At 67.4% G+C, this 22,413-nt stretch carries 18 protein-coding genes and 1 pseudogene; 12 read left to right on the top strand and 7 right to left on the bottom strand.

Going from position 1 to position 22,413, the window contains the following annotated elements; genetic code table 11:
- Both F9K20_RS20210 and tpiA read right to left on the bottom strand, forming a co-directional pair.
- A pseudogene (locus tag F9K20_RS20210) lies at window positions 1-500 on the bottom strand (hypothetical protein); the annotation flags it as partial.
- 92 nt (window positions 501-592) lie between these two features.
- A complete protein-coding gene (gene tpiA, locus F9K20_RS20205; RefSeq protein ID WP_291006290.1) occupies window positions 593-1,351 on the bottom strand; it encodes a triose-phosphate isomerase in 759 nt (252 codons plus the stop codon).
- Window positions 1,352-1,570: 219 nt separating this feature from the next.
- Here tpiA and F9K20_RS20200 point away from each other — a divergent pair, with 219 nt between their 5' ends.
- The 3 genes from F9K20_RS20200 (at window position 1,571) to F9K20_RS20190 (ending at window position 7,733) form a co-directional block, all read left to right on the top strand.
- Window positions 1,571-3,478 (top strand): SurA N-terminal domain-containing protein, encoded by a 1,908-nt coding sequence (locus F9K20_RS20200; protein ID WP_291006287.1) that lies wholly within the window; start codon window positions 1,571-1,573, stop codon window positions 3,476-3,478.
- Between the two features lie 226 nt (window positions 3,479-3,704).
- Window positions 3,705-5,213: an anthranilate synthase component I gene (gene trpE, locus F9K20_RS20195; protein WP_291006284.1), complete on the top strand. Its 1,509-nt coding sequence runs from the start codon at window positions 3,705-3,707 to the stop codon at window positions 5,211-5,213.
- Window positions 5,214-5,591: 378 nt separating this feature from the next.
- The gene (locus F9K20_RS20190; protein ID WP_291006281.1) at window positions 5,592-7,733 is read left to right on the top strand and encodes an autotransporter domain-containing protein; all 2,142 of its coding nucleotides are present in this window, start codon (window positions 5,592-5,594) and stop codon (window positions 7,731-7,733) included.
- Window positions 7,734-7,770: 37 nt separating this feature from the next.
- Here the strand turns inward: F9K20_RS20190 and F9K20_RS20185 are convergent, their stop codons facing one another.
- On the bottom strand, window positions 7,771-8,967 hold the full coding sequence (locus F9K20_RS20185) for a patatin-like phospholipase family protein (RefSeq protein ID WP_291006278.1): 1,197 nt from the start codon (window positions 8,965-8,967) through the stop codon (window positions 7,771-7,773).
- Window positions 8,968-9,211: 244 nt separating this feature from the next.
- Between F9K20_RS20185 and F9K20_RS20180 the strand changes: the two genes are divergently transcribed.
- The 3 genes from F9K20_RS20180 to trpD all read left to right on the top strand — a co-directional run bounded on the left by F9K20_RS20180 (window position 9,212) and on the right by trpD (window position 11,476).
- Window positions 9,212-9,739 carry a histidine phosphatase family protein gene (locus F9K20_RS20180; protein WP_291006275.1) on the top strand — a complete coding sequence of 176 codons (528 nt, stop codon included), beginning with the start codon at window positions 9,212-9,214 and terminating at the stop codon, window positions 9,737-9,739.
- 73 nt (window positions 9,740-9,812) lie between these two features.
- Window positions 9,813-10,427, top strand: a complete 615-nt coding sequence (locus F9K20_RS20175; protein ID WP_291006272.1) for an aminodeoxychorismate/anthranilate synthase component II — start codon at window positions 9,813-9,815, stop codon at window positions 10,425-10,427.
- A 20-nt stretch (window positions 10,428-10,447) separates the two neighbouring features.
- Window positions 10,448-11,476, top strand: coding sequence for an anthranilate phosphoribosyltransferase (gene trpD, locus F9K20_RS20170; protein ID WP_291006269.1), 1,029 nt, complete (start codon window positions 10,448-10,450; stop codon window positions 11,474-11,476).
- A gap of 19 nt (window positions 11,477-11,495) precedes the next feature.
- On the opposite strand, the gene F9K20_RS20165 is transcribed toward trpD, so the two are convergent.
- The 3 genes from F9K20_RS20165 to F9K20_RS20155 all read right to left on the bottom strand — a co-directional run bounded on the left by F9K20_RS20165 (window position 11,496) and on the right by F9K20_RS20155 (window position 14,720).
- Window positions 11,496-12,020, bottom strand: a complete 525-nt coding sequence (locus F9K20_RS20165) for a hypothetical protein (RefSeq protein WP_291006266.1) — start codon at window positions 12,018-12,020, stop codon at window positions 11,496-11,498.
- 23 nt (window positions 12,021-12,043) lie between these two features.
- On the bottom strand, window positions 12,044-13,246 hold the full coding sequence (locus F9K20_RS20160) for a YadA-like family protein (protein ID WP_291006263.1): 1,203 nt from the start codon (window positions 13,244-13,246) through the stop codon (window positions 12,044-12,046).
- A 274-nt stretch (window positions 13,247-13,520) separates the two neighbouring features.
- Window positions 13,521-14,720 (bottom strand): hypothetical protein, encoded by a 1,200-nt coding sequence (locus F9K20_RS20155; RefSeq protein ID WP_291006261.1) that lies wholly within the window; start codon window positions 14,718-14,720, stop codon window positions 13,521-13,523.
- Between the two features lie 152 nt (window positions 14,721-14,872).
- On the opposite strand from F9K20_RS20155, the gene F9K20_RS20150 reads away from it, so the two are divergent.
- The 6 genes from F9K20_RS20150 (at window position 14,873) to lexA (ending at window position 20,616) form a co-directional block, all read left to right on the top strand.
- The gene (locus tag F9K20_RS20150; protein WP_291006258.1) at window positions 14,873-15,784 is read left to right on the top strand and encodes a hypothetical protein; all 912 of its coding nucleotides are present in this window, start codon (window positions 14,873-14,875) and stop codon (window positions 15,782-15,784) included.
- A gap of 11 nt (window positions 15,785-15,795) precedes the next feature.
- The gene (locus F9K20_RS20145; protein WP_291006254.1) at window positions 15,796-16,104 is read left to right on the top strand and encodes a HigA family addiction module antitoxin; all 309 of its coding nucleotides are present in this window, start codon (window positions 15,796-15,798) and stop codon (window positions 16,102-16,104) included.
- A gap of 115 nt (window positions 16,105-16,219) precedes the next feature.
- Complete coding sequence (gene trpC / locus F9K20_RS20140) at window positions 16,220-17,026, top strand: indole-3-glycerol phosphate synthase TrpC (RefSeq protein WP_291006251.1); 807 nt, start codon at window positions 16,220-16,222, stop codon at window positions 17,024-17,026.
- Window positions 17,023-17,517, top strand: coding sequence for a cyclic pyranopterin monophosphate synthase MoaC (gene moaC / locus F9K20_RS20135; RefSeq protein ID WP_291006248.1), 495 nt, complete (start codon window positions 17,023-17,025; stop codon window positions 17,515-17,517). Before trpC ends, moaC begins: the two co-directional genes overlap by 4 nt.
- Before the next feature lie 163 nt (window positions 17,518-17,680).
- Window positions 17,681-18,886, top strand: a complete 1,206-nt coding sequence (gene glp / locus F9K20_RS20130) for a gephyrin-like molybdotransferase Glp (protein WP_291006245.1) — start codon at window positions 17,681-17,683, stop codon at window positions 18,884-18,886.
- A gap of 1,025 nt (window positions 18,887-19,911) precedes the next feature.
- Window positions 19,912-20,616 carry a transcriptional repressor LexA gene (gene lexA, locus F9K20_RS20125; RefSeq protein ID WP_291006242.1) on the top strand — a complete coding sequence of 235 codons (705 nt, stop codon included), beginning with the start codon at window positions 19,912-19,914 and terminating at the stop codon, window positions 20,614-20,616.
- On the opposite strand, the gene F9K20_RS20120 is transcribed toward lexA, so the two are convergent.
- A partial coding sequence (locus F9K20_RS20120; RefSeq protein ID WP_291006238.1) for a ComEC/Rec2 family competence protein occupies window positions 20,610-22,413 on the bottom strand: 1,804 nt, incomplete at its 5' end. The two genes, lexA and F9K20_RS20120, sit on opposite strands and share 7 nt — an antisense overlap.

The raw sequence follows: 22,413 nt of genomic DNA, 5'->3' as shown, positions 1-22,413 counted from the left end.
CTCCACAGCGATGTCGGCGCCGCGCTGCGCGTCGCCGACATCGCTGTGGAGGGGGCAGCGGGCGTCACCGGCGGCTTGATGACCGGCGCCAGCACAGCCGCTGCGTTCGAGCGTTTATCGGTCGCCGCCGACGGCGTTGGTTTGTCGTTGCTGCGCGCCGGCGGCTGCTCGGCGGTCTGGCTCTGGCCGGGCGCCCCAGGGGCTGGCGCCGGCGACTTGTCTTTCTGCTTTGCCCCGCGGCCACTGCAACGGAACTCGAGCTGGTCCTCGATCTCCAGTAGGCGGCGAATGCTCTGCAGCCGTTCCGCCGACATGTTGGCTTTGGCCCACTCCGGCCCGCGCTGCATGTCGGCCTTCACGCCGGTGGCCGTGATCGTCGCCAGCTCGCTGAAGAGATCTGCGCAGGCGGACTTGTCGAGTTTTGCTGCCCACGCCGAGCCGGGCCCGGCAACCACGGCGGCCGCCAGCAAGCTGCCCAGTGTCCGTCCCCCGCGGCTCATCGAGAAGATCTCGCGTGCATCGCTGATTTCTACGGCGTGGACTGATGGAACACTACCATCAGTTGCCGTGATTCCTAACCCAAGGCGAGCGTTCAGTTTCCATAGGCCGCGACAATGCCCAGAAAGTCTGATGCTTTGAGGCTGGCGCCGCCGACCAGCGCACCGTTCACATTCTCGATGGCCAGCAGCTCGCGGGCGTTCGTTGGCTTGACCGAGCCGCCGTATAGAATGCGCATCCCGGCACCCTCGCCCGCAAAGCGGGCGATGAGCGCTTGCCGGATCGCCGCGTGCACGCGCGCCACATCCGCCGCGGTCGGTGTCAGCCCGGTGCCGATCGCCCACACCGGCTCGTAGGCAACGACCGTATTGGCTGCCATCGCGGCATCGGGCAGCGAGCCCGCGAGCTGGCGACGCACCACGTCCTCGGTGAGGCCGGCGCTACGCTCGCCCGCCGTCTCGCCGACGCAGACGATGGCAGTAAGTCCGGCGCGATGCGCCGCCTCCGCCTTGGCGCGCACTTGGCGGTCGAGCTCGCCGTGCACCGCGCGGCGCTCCGAATGGCCGACGATCACGGCCCGCGCCCCGGCATCGGCCAGCATCTCCGCCGAGACGTCGCCGGTATAGGCGCCCGCCGCCTCGGTGTGGCAATCCTGCCCCCCCAATAGAATGCTGGAGCCTTTGACGGCCCAGGCCGTCTGCGCCAGCAGCGTCGCCGGCGGGCAGATCATCACCTCGGCGGCAACAGAGGATTCGCCCAGCGCATCGCGCACCGCCTGCGCCTCGGCCAGCTGCGCCGCCAGCCCGTTCATCTTCCAGTTGCCGGCGACGAGCGGCCGGACCGACCCTGTCATTGCGCCCCCTTCATGAAATCCCGTCCATGTTAAGCATCGGCGGTCACCCCTGGCGCCGGCGCCGCACGGCAAACTTGCAAAGCCGCAGCGGCTGCGCTTCATATCATGCCCACATCGAGGCCACGCGCAGAATTCGCGGGCCGCTCACACGCCGTTGGGCACGGGGGGCCACAGCTTCCCGGCACCTGTCGGCCACCAGCGAACGGAACGATCTACACAATGCTCGACGCCCTGCGACGCGGCTCCACGGGATTGGTTGCCAAGGTGCTCTTTGCGCTTCTAGTGCTGAGCTTCGCCATCTGGGGCGTGGCCGACGTGTTCACCGGCTGGGGCCGCGGCGCGCTGGCCAAGATAGGCAGCCAGGAGATCCGGCTGGAAGAATATCAGCGTGCCTTCCAGAACGAGATCAACCTGATCTCGCAACAGGCCGGTCGGCGAATCACCACCGAGCAGGCGCACGCGGCCGGCCTCGACAACCGCGTGCTGGCGCAGCTGATCGCCTGGTCGGCGGTCGAGCAGCATGCCGACGAGCTGAACCTCGCGCTGTCCGACACTTCGCTCGCCGAGGCCATGAAGAACGATCAGGCCTTCAAGGGACCGGACGGCAAGTTCAACCGCCTCGCGTTCGAGAACGTGCTCGATAGGCTGGGAGTGAGCGAGCGCGGATTCCTGCAGCTGCGCCGTCGCGATGAGCTGCGCGAGCAGCTCACCTCGGCACTCATCAATGGCGTGGCCGTGCCCGACGCCATGATCGAGGTCCTGAACGCGTGGAAGAACGAGACGCGCGTCGCCGAGCACTTCACCATCGACGCCGACAAAGCGGTCACCGTGCCTGAGCCCGACGAAGCCAAGCTCAAGGCCACGTATGAGGCCAACAAGGCCAACTTCATGGCGCCCGAGTTCCGCAAGCTCGCGCTGCTCGTGCTCTCCATCGACAATGTCAAGAAGACGATGGAGGTCTCCGACGCCGAGGCGCAGACGAGCTACGAGGAGACGAAAAAGGACTACAACACGCCCGAGCGCCGGCGCGTGCAGCAGATCGCCTTCAAGGACAAGGCAGCGGCCGAGGTGGCGAAGAAAGCCATCGCCGACGGCAAGTCGTTCGGCGATGCCGCCAAGGACGCCGGCGCCAAGGATTCCGACATCGACCTCGGGCTCATCAGCAAGGATCGGCTGATCGACCCGAAGATCGCCGACGCCGTGTTCAGCCTTCCCAAGGATACGGTCTCCGATCCGATCGAGGGGCGCTTCGCCACCGTGCTTGTGCGCGTCACCGATATTCAGCCGGCCGTCGACCGCACCTTCGCCGACGTGAAGAACGAGGTGAAGGACAAGCTCGCTACCAAGAAGGCCGCGGCGCAAATGCAAACGCTGCTCGATCAGGTCGAGGACCAGCGCTCGGCTGGCAAATCGCTGAAGGAGATCGGCGAGGCGATGAAGCTGCAGTTCTACGAGATCCCGGAGGCGGACCGCAGTAACAAGGACCGCCAGGGCAAGCCGGCAATCCTGATCCGCGACCCTGCCGCCGTCCTGAACGTCGCCTTCGGCAGCGGCGTCGGCATCGAGAACGACGTGGTCGAGGTCGGCGGCGACAGCTACGCCTGGGTCGACGTGCTCGACGTCATGGCAGAGAAGCAGAAGCCGTTCGACGAGGTGAAGGACGCGGTGAAGCAGTTCTTCATCAAGCAGGAGCGCGAGCGTCTCGTCTCCGAGCTCGCCGGCAAGCTGGTCGAGCGGGCCGACAACGGCGAGGCGATGTCGGTGCTGGCCACCGCCGGCGGCGCCGCCAAGGTGGCGACCACGCCGCCGTTCAACCGCACCACCGAGCCGCAGGGCATGAGCAGGGATGCTGTGGCGCGCGCCTTTACGCTGGCCAAGGGCAAGGCCGGCTCGGCGCCGGACAGCAACAACAAGTCGCGCATCGTCTTCAAGGTGACCGAGATCACCCCGGCACCGGCGGTGAGCGAGGCACAGCGCAACACCATCGCCTCCGAGCTCAAGAACCAGCTCGCCGACGAGACGCTCAGCGAGTACGTGCTGGCGCTGCAGAAGAGCCTCGGCACGCACATCTACGAGGACGAGTTCAAGAAGGCCACCGGCGCCGCTTCCGGCGACGAGACGCAGTAGCCGCTCCGCAACGGTGGCCGATTGAGCACCCCAGTGTGATGATCGAGAAGTCCGCCACATCCATTGCGGCCGGGTCGAGAAGCGGACTTCTCGATCTGAATCACACTGGTCCATTCACTCTACTAGCGTCATTCAGATCGCGAAATTCGTTCTCCACGCGCCTCACAAGACGACGAATTCCGCGATCATGACGCTAGTGCGCACCAAGAGAATAAGGCCCGGTCAAATGGAAGCGATGCCGACGCTCGCCGCCTTCGCCGAGCGTTACGATAAAGGTGCGCCGCAAGTTGTCTTCACGCGCCTCGTCGCCGACCTCGAAACGCCTGTCTCGGCCTACTTGAAGCTCGCCGCCGACAAGCCCATGAGCTTCCTCTTGGAGTCGGTCGAAGGCGGCGCCGCGCGCGGGCGCTACTCGGTGATCGGGCTCGAGCCCGACCTCGTCTGGCGGGCCGAGGGCGACAGGGCCTTCATCAACCGCACGCCCGTCGCCAAGCCCGACGCATTCAAGGCCGAGGCGCAGCCGACGCTCGCCTCGCTGCGCGCGCTGCTCGCCGAATCCAGGATCGAGCTCCCCGCCGAGCTGCCGCCGATGGCCGCCGGCATCTTCGGCTATATGGGCTACGACACGGTGCGGCTGATGGAGCGGCTGCCCAACGCCCCGCCCGACGCGCTAAACATTCCCGACGGCATCCTGATGCGTCCGACGGTGATGGCGATCTTCGACGTCATCAAGGACGAAATCACCATCGTCACGCCGGTGCGCCCCGATGCGAAGGTGCCGGCCGAGAAGGCCTACAAGGCGGCGTGCAAGCGCCTGAAGAGCGTCGTCGCGGCGCTCGATGAGCCACTTCCGCACTCACCCTCGGTGACCTCCCGCAAGCTCGCGGCGCCCAAGCCGGTCTCCAACACCACGCCAGCGGAGTACAAGGCGATGGTGCAGAAGGCGAAGGAGTACATCGTCGCCGGCGACATTTTCCAGGTCGTGCTCTCGCAGCGCTTCTCGGCGCCGTTCTCGCTGCCCTCGTTTTCGCTCTATCGCGCCCTGCGCCGTACCAACCCCTCGCCGTTCCTCTTTCATCTCGACTTCGGCGACTTCGCCCTCGTCGGCTCGAGCCCGGAGATCCTCGTGCGCGTGCGCAATGGCGAGGTGACCATCCGGCCCATTGCCGGCACGGCGCCGCGCGGGGCGACCGACGCCGAGGACCAGGCGCTCGCCGAAGCGCTGCTCAAAGACCCCAAGGAGCGCGCCGAGCACCTGATGCTGCTCGATCTTGGCCGCAACGACGTCGGCCGCGTCGCCGAAATCGGCTCCGTCGACGTCACCGCGCGCTTCTTTATCGAGCGCTATAGCCACGTCATGCACATCGTATCCAACGTCGTCGGCCGGCTCGCCAAGTCGCACGACGCCGTCGATGCGCTGATGGCCGGCTTTCCTGCCGGCACCGTCTCCGGCGCGCCCAAAGTGCGCGCCATGGAGATCATCGACGAGCTCGAGAAGTCGAAGCGCGGCCCGTATGCGGGCTGCGTTGGCTATTTCTCGGCCAGCGGGCAGATGGACACCTGCATCGTCCTGCGCACGGCGCTGATCAAGGATGGGGTGATGCACGTGCAGGCCGGCGCCGGCCTGGTGCACGATTCCGTTCCGGAGAAGGAGCAGCAGGAGTGCATCAACAAGGCTCAGGCCTTGTTCCGCGCCGCCGAGGAAGCGGTGCGATTCGCCACGCGCGCAAAGTGATCCTTCCGCCACTCTTAATTGCGCATCCCCGGAGCTCCGGGGTGCGGGCACTTTACGCGCAAACGATTCCCCTTGCTGTGTAGGCACGGCGTTGAACTGTGTTCCTGCGTTTGGCCTTGGCACCGCGGAACCTTCAGCGTGGCGCAGCGCGACACCCATAGATGTCGGCCTGACTTTGCAGCACCCCAGCGGTTGGCTACGCGCGGCGCCGGTAGCGGTTGGCGCGCTGCACTGGCCACCGGCGTCGCCAGCACGGCATTGCTGGCCTACGGTGAGCGCCCGGTGCGCGCGCAAACCGTGCCGCCGGTCGCGCCGTGAAATCAGATCACCGGCATTAACGGCTCGATCGTTACCTGCACGGGCGATGTCTCGGCGGGCGTGCGCATCAACAGTGGCAGCCCCTACTCGGTGCTCAACGTCAACAACCTGACGACCGACATTGCGCCCGCCCCGGGCATCGATGGCATCAGCTTCACGAGCAGTGGCGCGGTTACCATCAACAGCAACACCGGCGCTTTTGAGATCATCACGACGGGTGCCAGTGCGGCCGGCATTTCGGCGAGCGGCGATACTAGCGTGACGATAAACTCCGTCGGAGACATCGCCACGTACGGTGACGGCTCCGAAGGTATCGCCGCGACGAGCAACACCGGCCCGATAGCCATTACCTCGCTCGGCGATATCACGACCTATGGCGTGGGCGCTGACGGAATCTCCGCCATCACCCAAGGTGCGGTCTCCATCGTCGTCCTGGGTGATGTCTCGGCTACCGGAACCGGCTCTGCCGGAATTGCCGCTGCCGGCGATGCGGGCAATCAGATCACCATCATGGGCAATGTCGTCGGTGGCCCCTGTTGCGCAGGCGTCATCATGTTCAGCAGTGGCGACAATACGCTCGTGAACTATGGATCGATCTCGGCGCTGTCCGGCAGCGCCATCGATTCCTTCGGCGCTACCAACACGGTCGAGAACTTCGGCACGGTCACTGGCGACGTGGGATTCATCGGTTCCGCCGGCACCTTCAACAACCACGCCGGCGCGCTGTTCAATACTGGGACGATCGTGGACGCCGGCATCGTCACCAACGACGGCACGCTCGCTCCCGGCGGCGCCGGGCTGCTGCAGAACACGGCACTCGGCGACAATCTCATACAAGGCTCGACCGGCAAGCTCGCCATCGAGCTCCTGGGCGCGGGCGGTTACTCCGATCAGGTGACCGTCTCCGGCACCGCCGCACTCGCCGGCAATGTCGTCCTCTCGATGCTCCTAGCACCCGCAGATCCGGTCCAGAGCTTCGTAATCCTTACGGCTATGAGCGGCACAACCAACAACGCTCTCGGCCTCATTGCCAGCCCGGCGCTGCATGCGACGCTGTCGTTCCCCAATGCCAACGACGTGGTGCTCGGCATCAGCATCGACTTCACGACGACGGGCCTCAATCCCAACCAGCATGCCATCGCCGACCACCTCGACCATATCCTCGCCGCGGGCAGCGGCAGCGTCGGGCCGGTACTGCTCGGGCTGCTCAACACCACAGACCCCGCAGCCTACAAGGCGGCGCTCGACCAGCTTTCACCCGAGTTCTATTCCGACGCCGGGATCACCGCGCTCTACTCCAGCCTCGCCTTCTCCAACTCGCTCTTGAGCTGCAAGGTCAACGGCGCCGGCACGGCGGCGATCATCCGCGAGGGCCAGTGTCTGTGGGCCGGCGCCAGCGCCGTCTTCCTCGACGCGGGCATGACCACCGATCAGATCGGCTTCAGCGAGACGGCCGGTCTGTTCACCGCCGGCGCGCGAGTGGCGCTCGATGAGGTATGGCGGCTCGGCTTCGGCGCCGGCTACCAGTCGAGCACACTGCAGACTGCCACCGGCGCGCAGAGCGAAGGCGCCCTCGGCCAAGCCGGCGTGTCGATAAAGTACAATCCCGGCCCGCTGCTGCTCGCTGGCGCCGTGAGTGGTGGCGGCGGGCGGTATGACACGACGCGCCCCATGGCGTTCGGCGGCTTCACCGGCGTCGCCGAGGGGGATCAGAACCTCGGCCTCTTTTCGGGCGCGCTGCGCGCGGCCTACGTGCTCGGCAGCCCGCGTCTTTACTTCAAGCCCATTCTCGACATGAGCCTCACGCACCTCGAGCTCGGCGGCCTCACCGAGACGGGCGGCGGCGGAGCTGCGCTCACCGTTGCCGGCAGCGGGCAGACCGTGTTCTCGCTGGCACCGACGCTGGAGGTCGGCAGCGAGTGGTGGCTGTCGAATGCAACACTGGTGCGCCCGCTGATCCGCGCCGGCGCCATTTGGTACGACGGCGCCGACTTCGCGCTTACCGCCTCGTTCGCCGGCGCACCCGTCGGCGTCATGCTGTTCACCATCGACACCGAAATCGACGAAGTGATGGGTATCGTCGGCGCCGGCCTCGACTTGATCAGCGGCACCGACGCGGTGCTACGCCTATCCTACGATGGGCAGCTCGGGGAGACGACGCAGATCCACTCCGTCGGCATCAAGGGCAGCGCCAGATTCTAGCCGGGCCCAGCCTGCTACCACTGCAGCACGGAGGTGCTCACTCGTCCTGATAGCCGGGCGGCGTCTTGTGCCAGTTGTAGCCGTTGATGCCGGCCTGATACCCGTGCTCGAACAGCGCGTTCATGTACGCCTTGTCGAACGGGCCTTTGTAGGCGAGGTGGAAGTCGTCCTCGATGTAGGCGAGGTTGAACCGCACGCCATCGCGCTTGGTCGTCAGGTACATGCGATAGAGGTCGTTGACGCCGTTGGAGGCCGTCATGGTCGAGATGGCCTGGTGCGCGATCTTCAATGTTTGCCGCTCGACGTTCTCCTCCGGACGATAGAGCCGCCCGTTGCGGATGATGTAGGCGACCGGCTTGGCGTCCTTTACGCCCAGCTCCTTCATCTTCGCTTTGAGACTGAAGGAAGGCGGATAGAGAAACGCTTGCGCGACAGTGCCGCCGTCGACGTGCATCTCCTGATAGGCACGGCCGTCGACCGACACGTTGATCATCACCGGCGGGAACACGCCGGGCACTGCCGCCGAGGCGAGCAGGATGTCGACGATCAGCTCGCGCGAGCGCGGATGCTCGCTCGCCGCGATGGCTCCGATGTTCCAGATCACCGAGCGGCCCTGGTCGAGGTTGGTGGTCAGGATGAGCAGGATGCGGCCCTTGCCGTATTCCTCGGCGAAGCGCTGCACCATGCGCCTGTCCACGAAGGCATCGATCTTGTTGCGCAAGGGCGTCGAGTCCACCATCGCGTCATCGGCCACCGCCGCCATGAAACTACGCGGCTGGAAGATGTCGCCGGCGCTCGTCTCGGTGTAGATGCGCTTCAGTTGCTCGTCATACTCGGGGCCGAGGAACACGAACGGCGCCGACAGCGCGCCCGTGGAAACGCCGGTGACGACGGTGAACTGCGGACGGTCGCCGCGCGCGCTCCAGCCGGCGAGCAGGCCGGCGCCATAGGCGCCATCGTCGCCGCCGCCGGAGATGGCGAGGAACGCCCGCTCCTCGTGCTTGCCGTTCTTGTCGGCGAGCAGCCCAGCGGCCTTGGCGCGGTGATAGGCCTGCGTGGCAAGCGCCGAGACGCGTGCAACGTCGGTATCGGCATAGAAGCGGGCGTCGGCGATATCGAGCGGTATCGCACTGGAGGCGAGCGACAAGGGCACGGCCGGCAGCCGCTCGGTGGTGGCGCAGCCGCCCAGCGCAAGCGCGACCGCCAGCAACCCGGCGGCGGCGCGCAGGCTCACACGCTTAGATCCGCCCGCAAACCGGCAGCGGCGGCTCGTAATCCTGAACATGCGAACCCTCGGCCTGCCTGCCAGCAGCTGCGCGACGATTGCGGAAGGACGGCGCCAGACTATCCCATAGCGGAGTAAGCCACTGTCGCCGCGCCGCCACAATCCGCAATGAACCCCAGGCAATCATTCATGCCGGCATCTGGGCCGAACTGAGACGCCTTGACAGCGCCGGGTGGGGCGCCATCGTCGCACCATGCTCACCCTGCTGCTGCTGCGCCACGCCAAATCGAGCTGGGACTATCCGGCCCTCGCCGACTACGATCGGCCGCTCGCCAAGCGGGGACAGAAGGCGGCACCCCGCGTGGGCGCCGAGATCGCGGCTCTGGGGCTGCGCCCCGACCTGGTGTTGTGCTCGCCCGCCGTGCGCACGCGCGAGACGCTCGCCCTCGTGCTGCCGGCGCTCGGCTCACCGCCGCCCGAGGTCGTTTACGATGATGCCATTTACATGGCGCCGCCCACCGCCCTCCTGAAGCTTCTGCGCAAGCTCCCGGCCGGCCCGGCCGCCCCGACGACGGTGATGGTCGTCGGCCACAATCCGGGGCTGGAGGAGCTTGCCGAGCTGTTGGTCGGTGGGGGCGATGAGGACGCCCAGGAGACGATGGCAGAGAAGTATCCGACCGGCGCCCTTGCCGTGCTCACCTTCGACGCACAGACATGGAGCAACGTCGGCCCCGGGGCCGGCATGCTCAGCCGCTTCATCACCCCGGCGGGCCTCACTTGACGCTCCGCGACGCTCTCCCTACACCCTGACAGCCGGTTCCGCGGGCCCGACAGCCCGCATAGAGTGAGTGATCATGCTCATCCTCATCGATAACTACGACAGCTTCACCTACAATCTCGTCCACTTCCTGGGCGAGCTCGGCGCGCCGTGCGAAGTGATCCGCAACGACAAGATCACCGCCGACGAGGTGATGAAAAAGAAGCCGAAGGCGATCGTCCTGTCGCCCGGCCCGTGCACGCCCAACGAGGCCGGCGTGTGCCTCGATCTCATTGCCAAGGCGGGCGGCAAGGTTCCGCTGCTCGGCGTGTGCCTTGGTCACCAGGCGATCGGCCAGGTGTACGGCGGCAAGGTGATCCGCGCGCCCGAGCCGCTGCACGGCAAGCTGTCGACCATCCGCCACACCGGTAAGGGCGTATTCAAAGGCCTGCCCGAGAAGTTCGACGTTACGCGCTATCACTCGCTGATCGTCGAGCGCAACAGCCTGCCCGATGAGCTCGAGGTGACAGCGGAGACGCCCGATGGCCTCATCATGGGTCTGCAGCACAAGACGCACCCCGTGCACGGCGTGCAGTTCCATCCCGAAAGCATCGCCTCGCAGCAGGGCCATGCGCTGCTCGCCAACTTCCTGCAGCTCGCCGGCATGAGCCCGAAGCGCCGCAACGCGCCGGCCGCGCGCGACGCCGCCTAAGGTCGCCCCAGAAGGTCGTCATGCCCGCCATCGAGCTGAAGCTTCTCATGCAGAAGGTGGCGACGGGCGCCAGCCTTACCGAGGACGAGACCGTCGACGCGCTCGAGACGATGATGTCGGGCGTCGCCACCCCGGTGCAGATGGCCGCTTTCCTGATGGCCCTGCGCGTGCGCGGCGAGACAATCCCTGAGATCACCGGCGCGGCGAAGCTGATGCGGGCGCGCATGCTGCCGGTCGAAGCACCCCCCGACGCCGTCGACATCGTCGGCACCGGCGGCGACGGCCACAACACTTTTAACGTCTCGACCTGCGCGGCGATCGTCGCCGCCGGCGCCGGCGTACCCGTCGCCAAGCACGGCAACCGCGCCGTCTCCTCGCTGTCGGGCGCCTCCGACGTGCTGACGGCGCTCGGCGTCAAGATCGACATCCCGCCTATTCTCATCTCGCGCTCGATCGCCAAGGCCGGCGTCGGCTTCATGTGGGCGCCGATGCATCACCCGGCAATGAAGCACTGGGCGGCCGCGCGCGGCGAGCTCGGCATCCGCACCATTTTCAATCTGCTCGGGCCGCTGGCCAATCCGGCCGGCGTCAGGCGCCAGGTGGTCGGCGTGTTCAATGCCGCCTGGACCGAGCCGATCGCCGAGGTGTTGAACAACCTCGGCTCGGTGCATGCCTGGGTGGTGCACGGCTCCGACGGGCTCGACGAGATCACCACGACGGGGCCGACGCGCGTCACGGAATTGAAGGACGGCGCCGTCCGCACCTTCGAGGTGCGCCCCTCCGACGCCGGGCTACCGCCGGCGACGCTGGCGGATTTGAAGGGCGGCGACGCCACGGTGAACGCGGCGGCGATCCGCGACGTGCTCGGCGGCGAGCACGGACCGTTCCGCGACATCGTGGTGCTGAATGCCGGCGCGGCGCTCATCGTCGGCGGCAAGGCGGCGGACTTGCGCGAGGGCGCCGAGAAGGCGGCGCGTGCCATCGACGACGGATCGGCGGCGCGCGCGCTCGACAAGCTCGTCGCCGTCACCAACGACAGTGCTGGCTGACGCGACTAGATCCGTTTGCCTAAGAGCCCTTGCGGACCGGCGGAGCAGCCGTGGCGCGCGGCCCTGCCTGTGCAGGTGTAGATACCGGTAACGCCCGCACCGACAGCCCTTCGATGCGCCAGATTCCAGCCACCGGCTTGAACACGGTCACGAATGCGATGTGCACCGGCGTCGTGTTGAAAATGCCGGCAAGCCGCAGCGTGCCGTCGGGCGCTAGACTAGGCGGCTCGGAGAGCTCGGGCGAAAGCAGCAACACGGGCGACAGATCGAGCCGCTGCTCGCGCAGATCCGTAAAGGCGATTCCGAGCTCCACCGGCGAGACAGAAGTCTGCAGCCGCGGGGTGCCCAACGCGTGCAGCACCCCATAGTTGCCGGTGAAGTTCGCCTGGTTGAGGGCGATGAGCGTCGTGCGCACAAGCATGAGAAGGACCGCTGGCGCAGGCACCGCTAGCGCGGCTGGAGGCGCGCCTTCTACAGTGCCGGCGCTTTGCGCGTACGCCAGATTTGCGCCGCCGACGAACAGGGCGGCAGTGACCAGTGACATGAGCGCTCGCCTCGCCATGCGCCTCACCACGCCGCCATCACGCCAACGCGGCCGCCGACCTGGCTCGTGTCGAGGCCGAGCCCGAGGCCGCCATTGACCATCAGCAGCTCGTTGAGACGCAGCGCCGTTTGCGCCGCGAACGCCTGCTTGCTGTCGAAGTAGCCGAAATTGGCGCCCAGGGCGAAATTCTTGCCCTGCGGCAGCACGAGGCCGCCCAGGGCGATGGCCACGGCGACGCCCTCGGTCGTCTTGTCGATCTCGCGGAAGGCCGAGTCGATGCGCAAGGTCTGCGCGTTGATCTCGGCCTGCAGCCCGGCGACGTCGCCCGACACCGCGTCAACGTAGGCCTTGTTGGCGGCGTCGGTGGCGGCGATGGGGGTGGCAACGTTCTGCACCCGGTTGCTGCCCATGCTGACCGGCGCACCGGCGGCAACCGTCACGCCGCCCGTGCCGATGGCGAGCGAGCCGGTGCTCGTCGCGCCGACGTTGTTGATGGTCGATGAGTTGATGGTGGTGACGTTGCCGGTCGAGGCGTTGAGCGTCGTCAGCGTTCCGGTTGCCGCGTTGATTGTCGTTGTCGTGACCGTGCCGGAGCTGATGGTCGTGCCGGCGCCGTCGGTCAGCGTCGCGCCCTCGACCGTCCCCGAGGCGGTGACGTCCACGAAGCCACTCACACTTCCGGTGCCGTTGCCGCTGAGGCTAGTGACGCCGCTGACGGCGCCGGCATTGGTGATGCCGTCCCCTCCGTTGTCAATGCCGTTGGTCGTCGTCAGTCCGGTGACGCCGAGCGTGCCGCCGACAGTGGCATTGGTCGTGACGCCGACCGAATTGAGCGTCGCCGCGCCACTGGTCTCCAGCGTGCTCAGCGACGTCGCCCCCGTCACGTCCAGTGTGCCGCCGACCGTCGCATCGCCGTTTGCCGTCAAGCTGGCGCCCGAGCCAATGGTCACGCCTGTTCCACCGATCGTGGTCGTGCTCGCACCGCTCCCGACGCTAATGCTGGTGAGAGGCGTCTGCGCCTGAGCGCAGGTATTCAGCGAACCATCGATCGTGACATTCCCCGACGTGTCTACGCAGAGCTGCCTGACGCCGGCCGGCGCGCCGGGGGTGACAACGATCTGCGCCCGTGCAGCGCCTGCCCACGCGAGGAGCACGACGCCGTAGACGCCGTGCGCGACCCATTTACGCGCGCGGCACGCGGATTTCTGCAAAACCCAAGCAACCATTGGACTACTGCCTCCACGACGCCGGACCGCACGCGCACCGACACCAAGCAGGACGCAACTAGCCCAAGGAACCCCATCTAGCCGAATGCTCCCTGTACCGAACAACCGTGCGCCAAATATTTGCGCGCCGCATCCGGGGGCGGCGCGCCGTCCACATGCGCTGCACAGAAAAAACGCGTTGAACCACGTACGGTATGAGCGACGAGCGTGAACGCGGTTGAGCCGCGCATGGTCTTGCACTGCCGGTGCGGCGCATCCACGGGCAGCGGCGGCGCTACCGCGACGCGATCTCGTCGAACGCCGCCGCAAGGTCCTTGGCGCCCTGCAGCTGCGCCTCCCTGACCATCTTCGCGTCCGTCGCCGCGATAAGCTTGGCGACGGTGTTGTTGCGCGCCGCTACCGGGTTGCGCTCATAGCCGCCGCGCTGGAAGAAGTTCGAGGTCGGCACCTTCTCGCGCAGCGCCTGCGGCATGACCAGCATGTCGTAGCCGTTGCCGTCGCCGGTCAAGTTCATCATCTCCAGCTCGGCGGCGGTGAGCGCCTTCGAGTAGCCCTTGCGCTTGGCGAAGGCGACCGAGGTCGTCAGCTTGCGCGTCTGCAGCAGCGGCCCGACATGGACGTCGAGGTTCAAGGCGTGCACGCCGATGCCCTTCGGGGTGTTCGCCAGGCGCCCGTGCGCGTTCCACTCGTTGGGCACCGTGCGCGCAAACGCGATCATCTCCTTCAGCTTGGCGATCTTGTCCTCGAGCCGCGCCTTGCGCTCGCCCTCGGCGCCGGCCGCCATTTCGTTCAGCGCCGCGAGGAACTCGCCCCCCGCCTCGGCCAGGAGGCCGACGGTGTTGGTGGTCAGCAGCTGGTTGTAGCCCAGCGCCGTGGAGATCACCTTGGCCTTCGGGTCGTATTCGCGGCCGGCCTGGATGTCGTACTTGCCGTTGCCGCCCGATTCGAAGCCGTAGATCTTGACGCACGCGTCCCGCTCCAGGCCCTTGGCCGCCGCGACCCTGGCGTAGGCCCGCTTGAAGGCAACCTCGTCGGCCGGCGCCTCGGGAACGAAGCCGAACTCGGCCTTGGCCTGGGCGAGGAATTCATCCACATCCGGAATGTCCGGCTTCTTCTTGGGCTCCAGCGGATTCTCCGGCTTCGGCGGACCCGTATAGATGGGCGGCTGCGTCATCACGTAGTCGGCGGTGGTGAGGCGCATGTCGTTGGCCATCTTGGTGCGCCGGCGCGAGCGCCTGTCGGTCACCGCACGCCAATAGGGCGCGGCAATCTTCTCATAGGCGTCCCACGCCTTGTTGTACTCGGCGAGCTTCTTGCGGTACTCGGCCATCACAGCTTTCATTGGCCCGTTCTCGCCATTGGTGGCCGGCGCCGCATCGACGCCGCGCGCGGTGAGCGGGGCGAAGAGAAGGCAGGCGCAGCCGAGCGCCACGATGCCAGCGGCGCGGCAGGCCGGAACGGGCAATAAGCGCATCGTGCCTCCAAAAATTGCTGGTGATGGCGCTGGACGGCGCGGGGACCGGGTCTATATCGGATTTCATTGGGGCAAAGACAGGGTAAGAGATGCATAAAATCGCGCGGTATCTCACCGCCGATCTTCCTTAACCAGCGGCCACGGGAGGGAGCGTGCCGGAATCCATCGAGCTGACCGATATCCTCCTGCGCGTGATCGGCGCCTTCTATGCTTTTGCCGGCTTCGTCGCCACGCGCGCCGGCTTGACCTCCCACTTCCTCGATCGCGCCATCGCGGCCATCGCGGCGAAAAGGCCGACGCCGATCGAGAACGCGCAGAACGCATGGTTGGTTGCGGCGTCGGCACTCGTCCTCGCTGGCGGCGTATCGCTGCTCGCCGGCCTCGAGCCTGCCGCCTGGGTATTTGCCGCCTCGACGCTGGGGCAGGCGGCATACATCTTCGTCGTCGCGCCGCGCTACTTCGATCGCGACGACCCGCCCGATCCGCAGGGGCGCCGACAGACCACCAACGCCTTCGTCGTCTACGCCGCCGCAACCGCGCTCGTGCTGTGGGCGGCCTGGCGCGGACGGCTGACGCCGTTGCAGGACGCCACGACGGCGGAGCTCGTCGCCGTCGCTGCCGCTCTTCTGCTCTATGCCGGCTACGTCGCGCGCACGCTGTGGTGGACGCCGCGTGCGCCGGCAGGCGGCGGCCTCTTTGGTACCACGTCCGATACGCCATCGCGCCCGCTACACGAATCGAAGCGCGTCAAGGTGATGGCCGACTACGGCTGCGACCCGCTATGGGCGCTCGACGAGGACCTCTACGGCTGCTTTGCGCCCGAGGATCTCGCGCTCTCCCCCGAGCTAACGAGTGGCCTCAGGGCCTGGGCGGCGGCCTATGATGGCGCGCTCAACGGGGACGATGCGTCCACGAGCCTGTGGGGCGAGGCCCAACACGCCGCGCACGCGGCCGAAGGGCGGCGCCTGGCCGGGCGGCTGAAACGCGAGCGCCCCGACCTCATGGTCTACGTGCTCGAAGGCGATACCGGCGTCGTCGAGGTCCACCCCGACGAACCCACCTAGGTGCACGGAAGATGACGGCCATGCGCGACACCCACGACCCCATTCCACCTGGAGAGATACTCCTCGAGGAGTTCCTTGAGCCGTTGAAGATCAGCCAGAACCAGCTGGCGCGCGACCTCGACGTGCCGGTGAGCCGCATCGCGGCCATCATCAAGGGCAACCGCGCCATCACCGCCGACACCGCCTTGCGCTTGGGTCGATACTTCGGCACGAGCGCAGAGATGTGGATGCATTTGCAGAGCCAGTACGACCTTCGGCTTGCCCAGCGCACCACTTGGCCGAGGATCAAGCCGCGCATCCGAACCTACAAGGCCGCTTAGTCTCCCCGGCTTGGGCGCTAGAGGGCAAGGCTCGCTTGACCCTGGGAAAGCGCGCGGGTAGCAAGCCTGGCACCCGCGGCGTATCCTCGCGGTCCCCGCGGCATATCGTGGTCCCATGGCCGACATCCTCGACAAGATCACGCGCTACAAGCTGGAAGAGATCGCCCGCGCCAAGGCGGCGCTGCCGCTGCAGGTGGTGGCGGAGCTGGCGCGGAGCGCGCCACGCGTGCGCTCCTTCGCCGGCGCCATCGAGAGAAAGCACAAGGCGGGGCTGCCGGCGCTGATCGCAGAAGTGAAGAAAGCGAGCCCGTCGAAGGGGCTGATCCGCGCCGACTTCGATCCCCCGCTGCTGGCCAAGGCCTACGAGGCGGGCGGCGCTGCGTGTCTATCCGTGCTCACGGACGGCCCCTCGTTCCAGGGCGCGCCGGAATACCTCACGGCTGCGCGCGCGGCGACACAGCTCCCGGCCCTGCGTAAGGACTTCATGCTCGACACCTATCAGGTTGTAGAGGCGCGCGCCTGGGGTGCCGATTGCATCCTCATCATCCTGGCCGAGGTCGACGACGCGGTGGCGCGCGATCTCGCCCAGGCGGCCAAGGACTGGGGCATGGACGCCATCGCCGAGGTGCACGATGAGGGCGAACTCGAGCGCGCCTTGAAGCTCGACTGCCGCCTCATCGGCATCAACAACCGCAACCTGAAGACGTTCGAGACGACGCTGGCGACGACGGAGCGGCTCGCCCCGCGCGTGCCGCAGGACCGCATCGTCGTCGGCGAGAGCGGCATCTTCACACCGGCCGACATCGCGCGGCTGCAGCGTGTCGGCGTCGACACCTTCCTCGTCGGCGAGAGCCTGATGCGCCAGGCTGACGTCGCCGCCGCCACGCGCACCCTGCTCGCCCGCGCCGAGGCCGCCCAATGAGCAAGCTCAGCCACATCGACAAGAAGGGCGAGGCGCGCATGGTCGACGTCTCCGACAAGGCGGTGACCGCGCGCACGGCCATCGCCGAGGGCGTCGTCACCATGGCGCCGCACACCCTCGAGCTGTTGCAGAGCGCCGACGCGCCGAAGGGCGACGTCTTGGGCGCCGCGCGCATCGCCGGCATCATGGCCGCCAAGCGCACGCACGAGCTGATCCCGCTCTGCCATCCGCTCGCCCTGACCAAGGTCGCCGTGCACTTGGAACCCTGCGCCGAGCCGGCCGGCGTGCGCGTCATCGCCGAGGTGAAGACGAGCGGGCAGACCGGTGTCGAGATGGAGGCGCTCACCGCCGTGTCGGTCGCCTGCCTGACGCTTTACGACATGCTCAAGGCCGTCGACCGCGCCATGAGCTTCGAGGGCATTCGCCTGGTGCAGAAGTCGGGCGGGCGCTCGGGCGATTACCGCGCCCCGGCGGCGAAGAAGGGCGGCTAGTGTGATGATCGAGAAATTCGCCATCGTCAGCGGCGAGGCTTCGAGCGAATTTCTCGATCTGCATCACACGAGCGAGGCTATGATTCTCGTGCCCCTTATCATTCCGAGGCTCGCTCCCTGCCCCAGCCGCGAACTCCGGCGAACTTGGGAATGGGGGCACTAGATGGCGCTGCTTCCCGTCGACGAGGCACTGCGCCGCGTGCTCGAGGGCGTAACGCCGGTGGCGCCCGAGGACGACGATCTGCTGGCAGCGGCCGGTCGTGTGCTGGCCGAGGACGTGACGGCCCGCCTGACGCAGCCGCCGTTCGACGCCTCCGCCATGGATGGCTACGCGGTGCGCGCCGCCGACGTCGCCGTAGTGCCGGCCGAGTTGCGCGTCATCGGCGAATCCAACGCCGGTAGCCCGTTCGCCGGTGTGCTCGGCGCCGGCGAGGCGGTGCGCATATTCACCGGAGCGAGCGTGCCGGCCGGCGCCGATGCCGTCGTCATCCAGGAGAATACCGAGCGGCGCGGCGACGCCCTCATCGTCCGCGAAGCGGCGAGCCCCGGCGCCAACATCCGCCAGGCGGGCGGGGATTTCCGCGCCGGCGACGTGCTGCTGCAGGCGGGCCGGCTGCTCGACGCCTCCGCCATCACCCTTGCCGCCGCCGGCGGCCACGCGCGCCTCAACGTGCGGCGCGCCCCGCGCGTCGCCATCCTCGCCACCGGCGATGAGCTGGTCGAGCCGGGAACGCCGCCAGGGCCGGGGCAGATCATCTCCTCCAACCCTTACGGCCTCGCCGCGCTCGTCGAGCGCTTCGGCGGCGAGGCGCGCCTGCTCGGCATTGCCGGCGACAGCATCGAGGATCTGCAGGCCAAGCTGTCGACGGCGGCGGACGCCGACGTGCTGGTCACCATCGGCGGCGCCTCGGTCGGCGACCGCGACCTCGTCAAGCCGGCGCTGGAAGCGCGCGGGATGGCGCTCGATTTCTGGAAGGTCGCCATCCGCCCCGGCAAGCCGATGCTGTTCGGCCGCCTGGGGCCCATGCGCGTGCTCGGCCTGCCGGGCAATCCGCTTTCCTGCCTCATCGCCGCGCGCGTCTTCCTGGTGCCGCTGCTGTTTGCCCTGCTCGGGCGCAGCGACGCGCCCTTGCGCGAGAGCGCTGCGGTCCTGGCCCACGACCTGCCGGCCAACGGGCCGCGCCGGCACTATATGCGGGGGGCGCTCGCGGCAGCCGGCTCCGGCCTGCCGCGCGCCACCGCCCTCGCCTCGCAGGACTCAGCGCACATGTCGGCCCTCGTCGCCGCCGACGTGCTCATCGTGCGCGAGCCCGACGCCCCGCCGGCGCGCGCCGGCGACGTCGTGCGCGTTCTCCCGCTCGATCTGTGAGGGGCTACGAAGCTGTAGTCGGCAATCACCAGTTGTGCTAAAGGCATCTTTTTCGCCCACTCATTTTAGAAAGGTCTTTACATGATGCGTTTCCTCGCGGCAGCGGTCGCGCTTGCCATGCTCACCCTAACCGCAACGCATGTCGGCGCGTTACTGAGTTCCTCACCCTCCGAACCGCCGGGCGTGACGACGCCCTACAATGCTCATAGCCACGGCGTGCGAATGACCCCGCGCCCCAGGGTGAAGTTGGCTGGTTCGTGCTTGTATTTGCGGTGCTCGGATGACGAGGATTGCCAATGCGACGACGCGAGCTTCTGCGACTGCAGCAGTACTGAATGTCAGTGCCGGTAATGGATTAGAGCCTGAACGGTGCTCGGCGTTAGGCACTTGGCGCCGCCCCCGGGGATTCGGCGCGCAATGTTCAACGTCGCCGAAGGCGACGTGAGCATCCTCTTTCCCGAGACAAGACGAACTAAAGCAATGAGCCCCGGTTTGTGACCGGGGCTCCCGGCAATCACGGGCCAGGGCGCACTCTTAGCTGTTCTGCGAGTCGTCGTCCTGAGCCGACCTAAATCCAGACTCCCAGTGATCGTTCCAGTGCGTGCAAACGGGGCCCTCTTCCTTGGCCCTTTGATAGTCCCTTTGCCCTAGGGCGTGCTCTTGGCCGGCCTTGTAGGCCATGCCCTCTTCATAGCTCCGACCTGAGGCGAAATACCCGCCGTGCCAGCCCTCGGAGCCAGATTGCTGGCCATCCTCATACGCTTGTTCAATATCACTCTTGGGCGGGTCGAGTGAAAACAACGAACTCCAAAATCCCATTTGCGCTCTCCTGTGGTCCCAACGACTTACCAAGTTGGGACGTGGACAGAGTGATTCAAGATACGATTCTTCGGAATTAGGACGTTCTCCCAGCAAATACGGACAGCACGCCCACTTGCGGAACGCGACGAGAACGGCTAGGGTACGTTCACGCTTTGTCCAGACAACCTGGTCAAGCCCTACCGCCGCCGAGCAAGGGAGGCCCGATGCTCACGGAGAAACAGAAAGAGCTTTTGCTCTTCATCCACGCGCGCATGCAGGAAAAAGGCGTGCCGCCGTCGTTCGACGAGATGAAGGACGCGCTCGACCTCAAGTCCAAGTCCGGCATCCACCGGCTGATCACGGCGCTGGTGGAGCGCGGCTTCATCCGCCGCCTGCCGCACCGCGCCCGCGCCATCGAGGTCATCCGGCTGCCGGAGAACCAGATCACCCCGGCCGGGCCCAAGCGCGCCGGCTTCCAGCCGAGCGTCATCGAGGGCAGCCGCAGCCGCGATCTCTCCCCGCCGCCGTCGACCGTCATCGATGCCCGTACCGTCTCGGTGCCGGTCATGGGGCGGATCGCCGCCGGCACGCCCATCAGCGCCATCCAGAACCACAGCCATGACATCGCCTGCCCGCCCGACCTTTTGACCAACGGCGAGCACTTCGCCCTGGAGGTGAAGGGCGATTCGATGATCGAGGCCGGCATTTTGGACGGCGATATCGTCGTCATCCGCCGCTGCGACACGGCCGAGAACGGCGACATCGTCGTCGCCCTCGTCGACCAGGAGGAGGCGACCTTGAAGCGGCTGCGCAAGAAGGGCACCACCATCGCGCTGGAAGCCGCCAACCCCGAGTTCAAGACGCGCATCTTCGGGCCCGATCAGGTCGACATCCAGGGACGCCTCGTCGGGCTGATGCGCCGCTACTGAAGGCCGGCCGTGCGGGCGGCGCCAGCGTCCGTGTTCGGTCTCACATCCACCGGCGGCGTCGACCACGGCCGTCGGCCGCGGGTGCCGGCGACAGTCTCTATGCGGATAGTACCGCCCGCGCCGATATAGACCGCGTGCGTGCCCTGCCGGCGCGCGGTGAAGAAGTCGATGACGGCCTGGGGCGCCGTGCAGCCGCGCGGGCTGACGATGTCCGATACGACGATGGCCGCCCGCCGGCAGTCCTCGGCGAAGGCAGCCGGATGGCGGGCGACGGCCAACGTCATGCCCTTCACCTCGGTGCGGCAGCCGATGCCGTCGCACGCGAATGCCGTCGATTTGCTCGCCTGCTCGGCACTGCGCCGGGCGCCGTCGTGCTCCAGCCAGCGCTCCAGCTCGAAGGACGCGCGCGTCGCCCCCACCGCCGACAGCTCACCGTCCTCTCCGCGCACGGCGACGATCGCCCCATCGCGGCCGATGAGCACGTCGGGCGTCCGCAGCGCCGGCGCCAGCGCGACGCCGCCGGCGATGAGCGCGACGCCGAGCAACCGCCAGCGCGTCTGCCACAGCATCAGCCACAGCCCACCGGTCACCATCAGGAGAAACGCCAACGCCGGCATGGCGGGCACGTGCAGCACCGCACCGGGGAGCGCGGCGACGCGGTGCGCCGTCCACACCATCGCCTCGATGCCCCACCCCATGAGCCACAGCGGGTACACCTCGAGCCCGAACGGCATGGCGATGAGCGCGACGAGCGCCGCCGGCATGACGAGCAGGTTGCACACCGGCAGGGCGATGAGGTTGGCGATCACCGCGTATTGCTGGCTTTTGTGGAAGTGGTAGGCGGCGAACGGCGCCACCGCCGCGCTGGCAATGAGCGTCGACAACACGATGCCGGCAAAGAACACGATGAGCCGCGCCGGCCCAGATTCCATCAGGCTCGTCCACGCCTCGCGCCCGCGCAACGCCTCGTAGGCGGAGACGAGCGCCAGCACCGCCGCGAACGACATCTGAAAGCCGACATCGAGCAGGCTTTCCGGGAAGACGACGAGAATGAGGCTCGCCGCCAGCACGACGTTGCGCAGGGCCAGCGCCGGGCGGTCGAGCATCACGGCGAGGAACATGATGGCGATCATGATGGTCGAGCGCACGGTGGCGAACGCGGCGCCGGAAATGAGCAGATAGGCGAAGGCGGCGAGCATGGCGGCGGCCGCCGCCCATTTCTTGATCGGGTAGCGCAGCGCGATCGACGGGAACGCGGCCAGCGCCAGGCGCACGATGAAGAATACCGACCCGGCCATGATCGCCATGTGGAAGCCGGAGATCGACAGGATGTGCAGGATGCCCGAGTCCCGGAAGGCGTCGTTCGTCGCCTCCGATATGCCGCCGCGCTCACCCGTGATGAGTGCCGTGGCGATGCCGCCGGTCTCGCCCGGCAGCGCCGCGGCGACGCGGGCGCCAATTCCCTGCCGCACGCACTCGATCGCCGCCCACAGCCGCAGGTCGGCGGGCGCGTGCCGCGCGCCCATATCGTGCGCCGGCGGCGACAGCGCGTAGCCGACGGCGCCGATGGCGTTGAACCATGCCTGGCGCCCGAAGTCGTAATCGCCCGGCAGGGCGGGCGCCGACGGTGGCATCAGCGTGGCGCGCACACGCACCGGCATCTCGTGGCCCGAGAACGGCGTGTGCTTGCCCTGGCTGGCCAGCGCGGCCGGCTCCACCGCCCAGCTGGCGTTGGGGTCGAACAGGCAGAGGTCGGCCGCGCCGCCCACGCTGATCTGCCCCACGCTGTGCTGCAGC

The organism is Hyphomicrobium sp., assembly GCF_009026145.1.
GTDB lineage: Bacteria > Pseudomonadota > Alphaproteobacteria > Rhizobiales > Hyphomicrobiaceae > Hyphomicrobium_A.
Note: the sequence above shows the minus strand (reverse complement) of the source record. Positions and strands in the feature narration are given on the sequence as shown.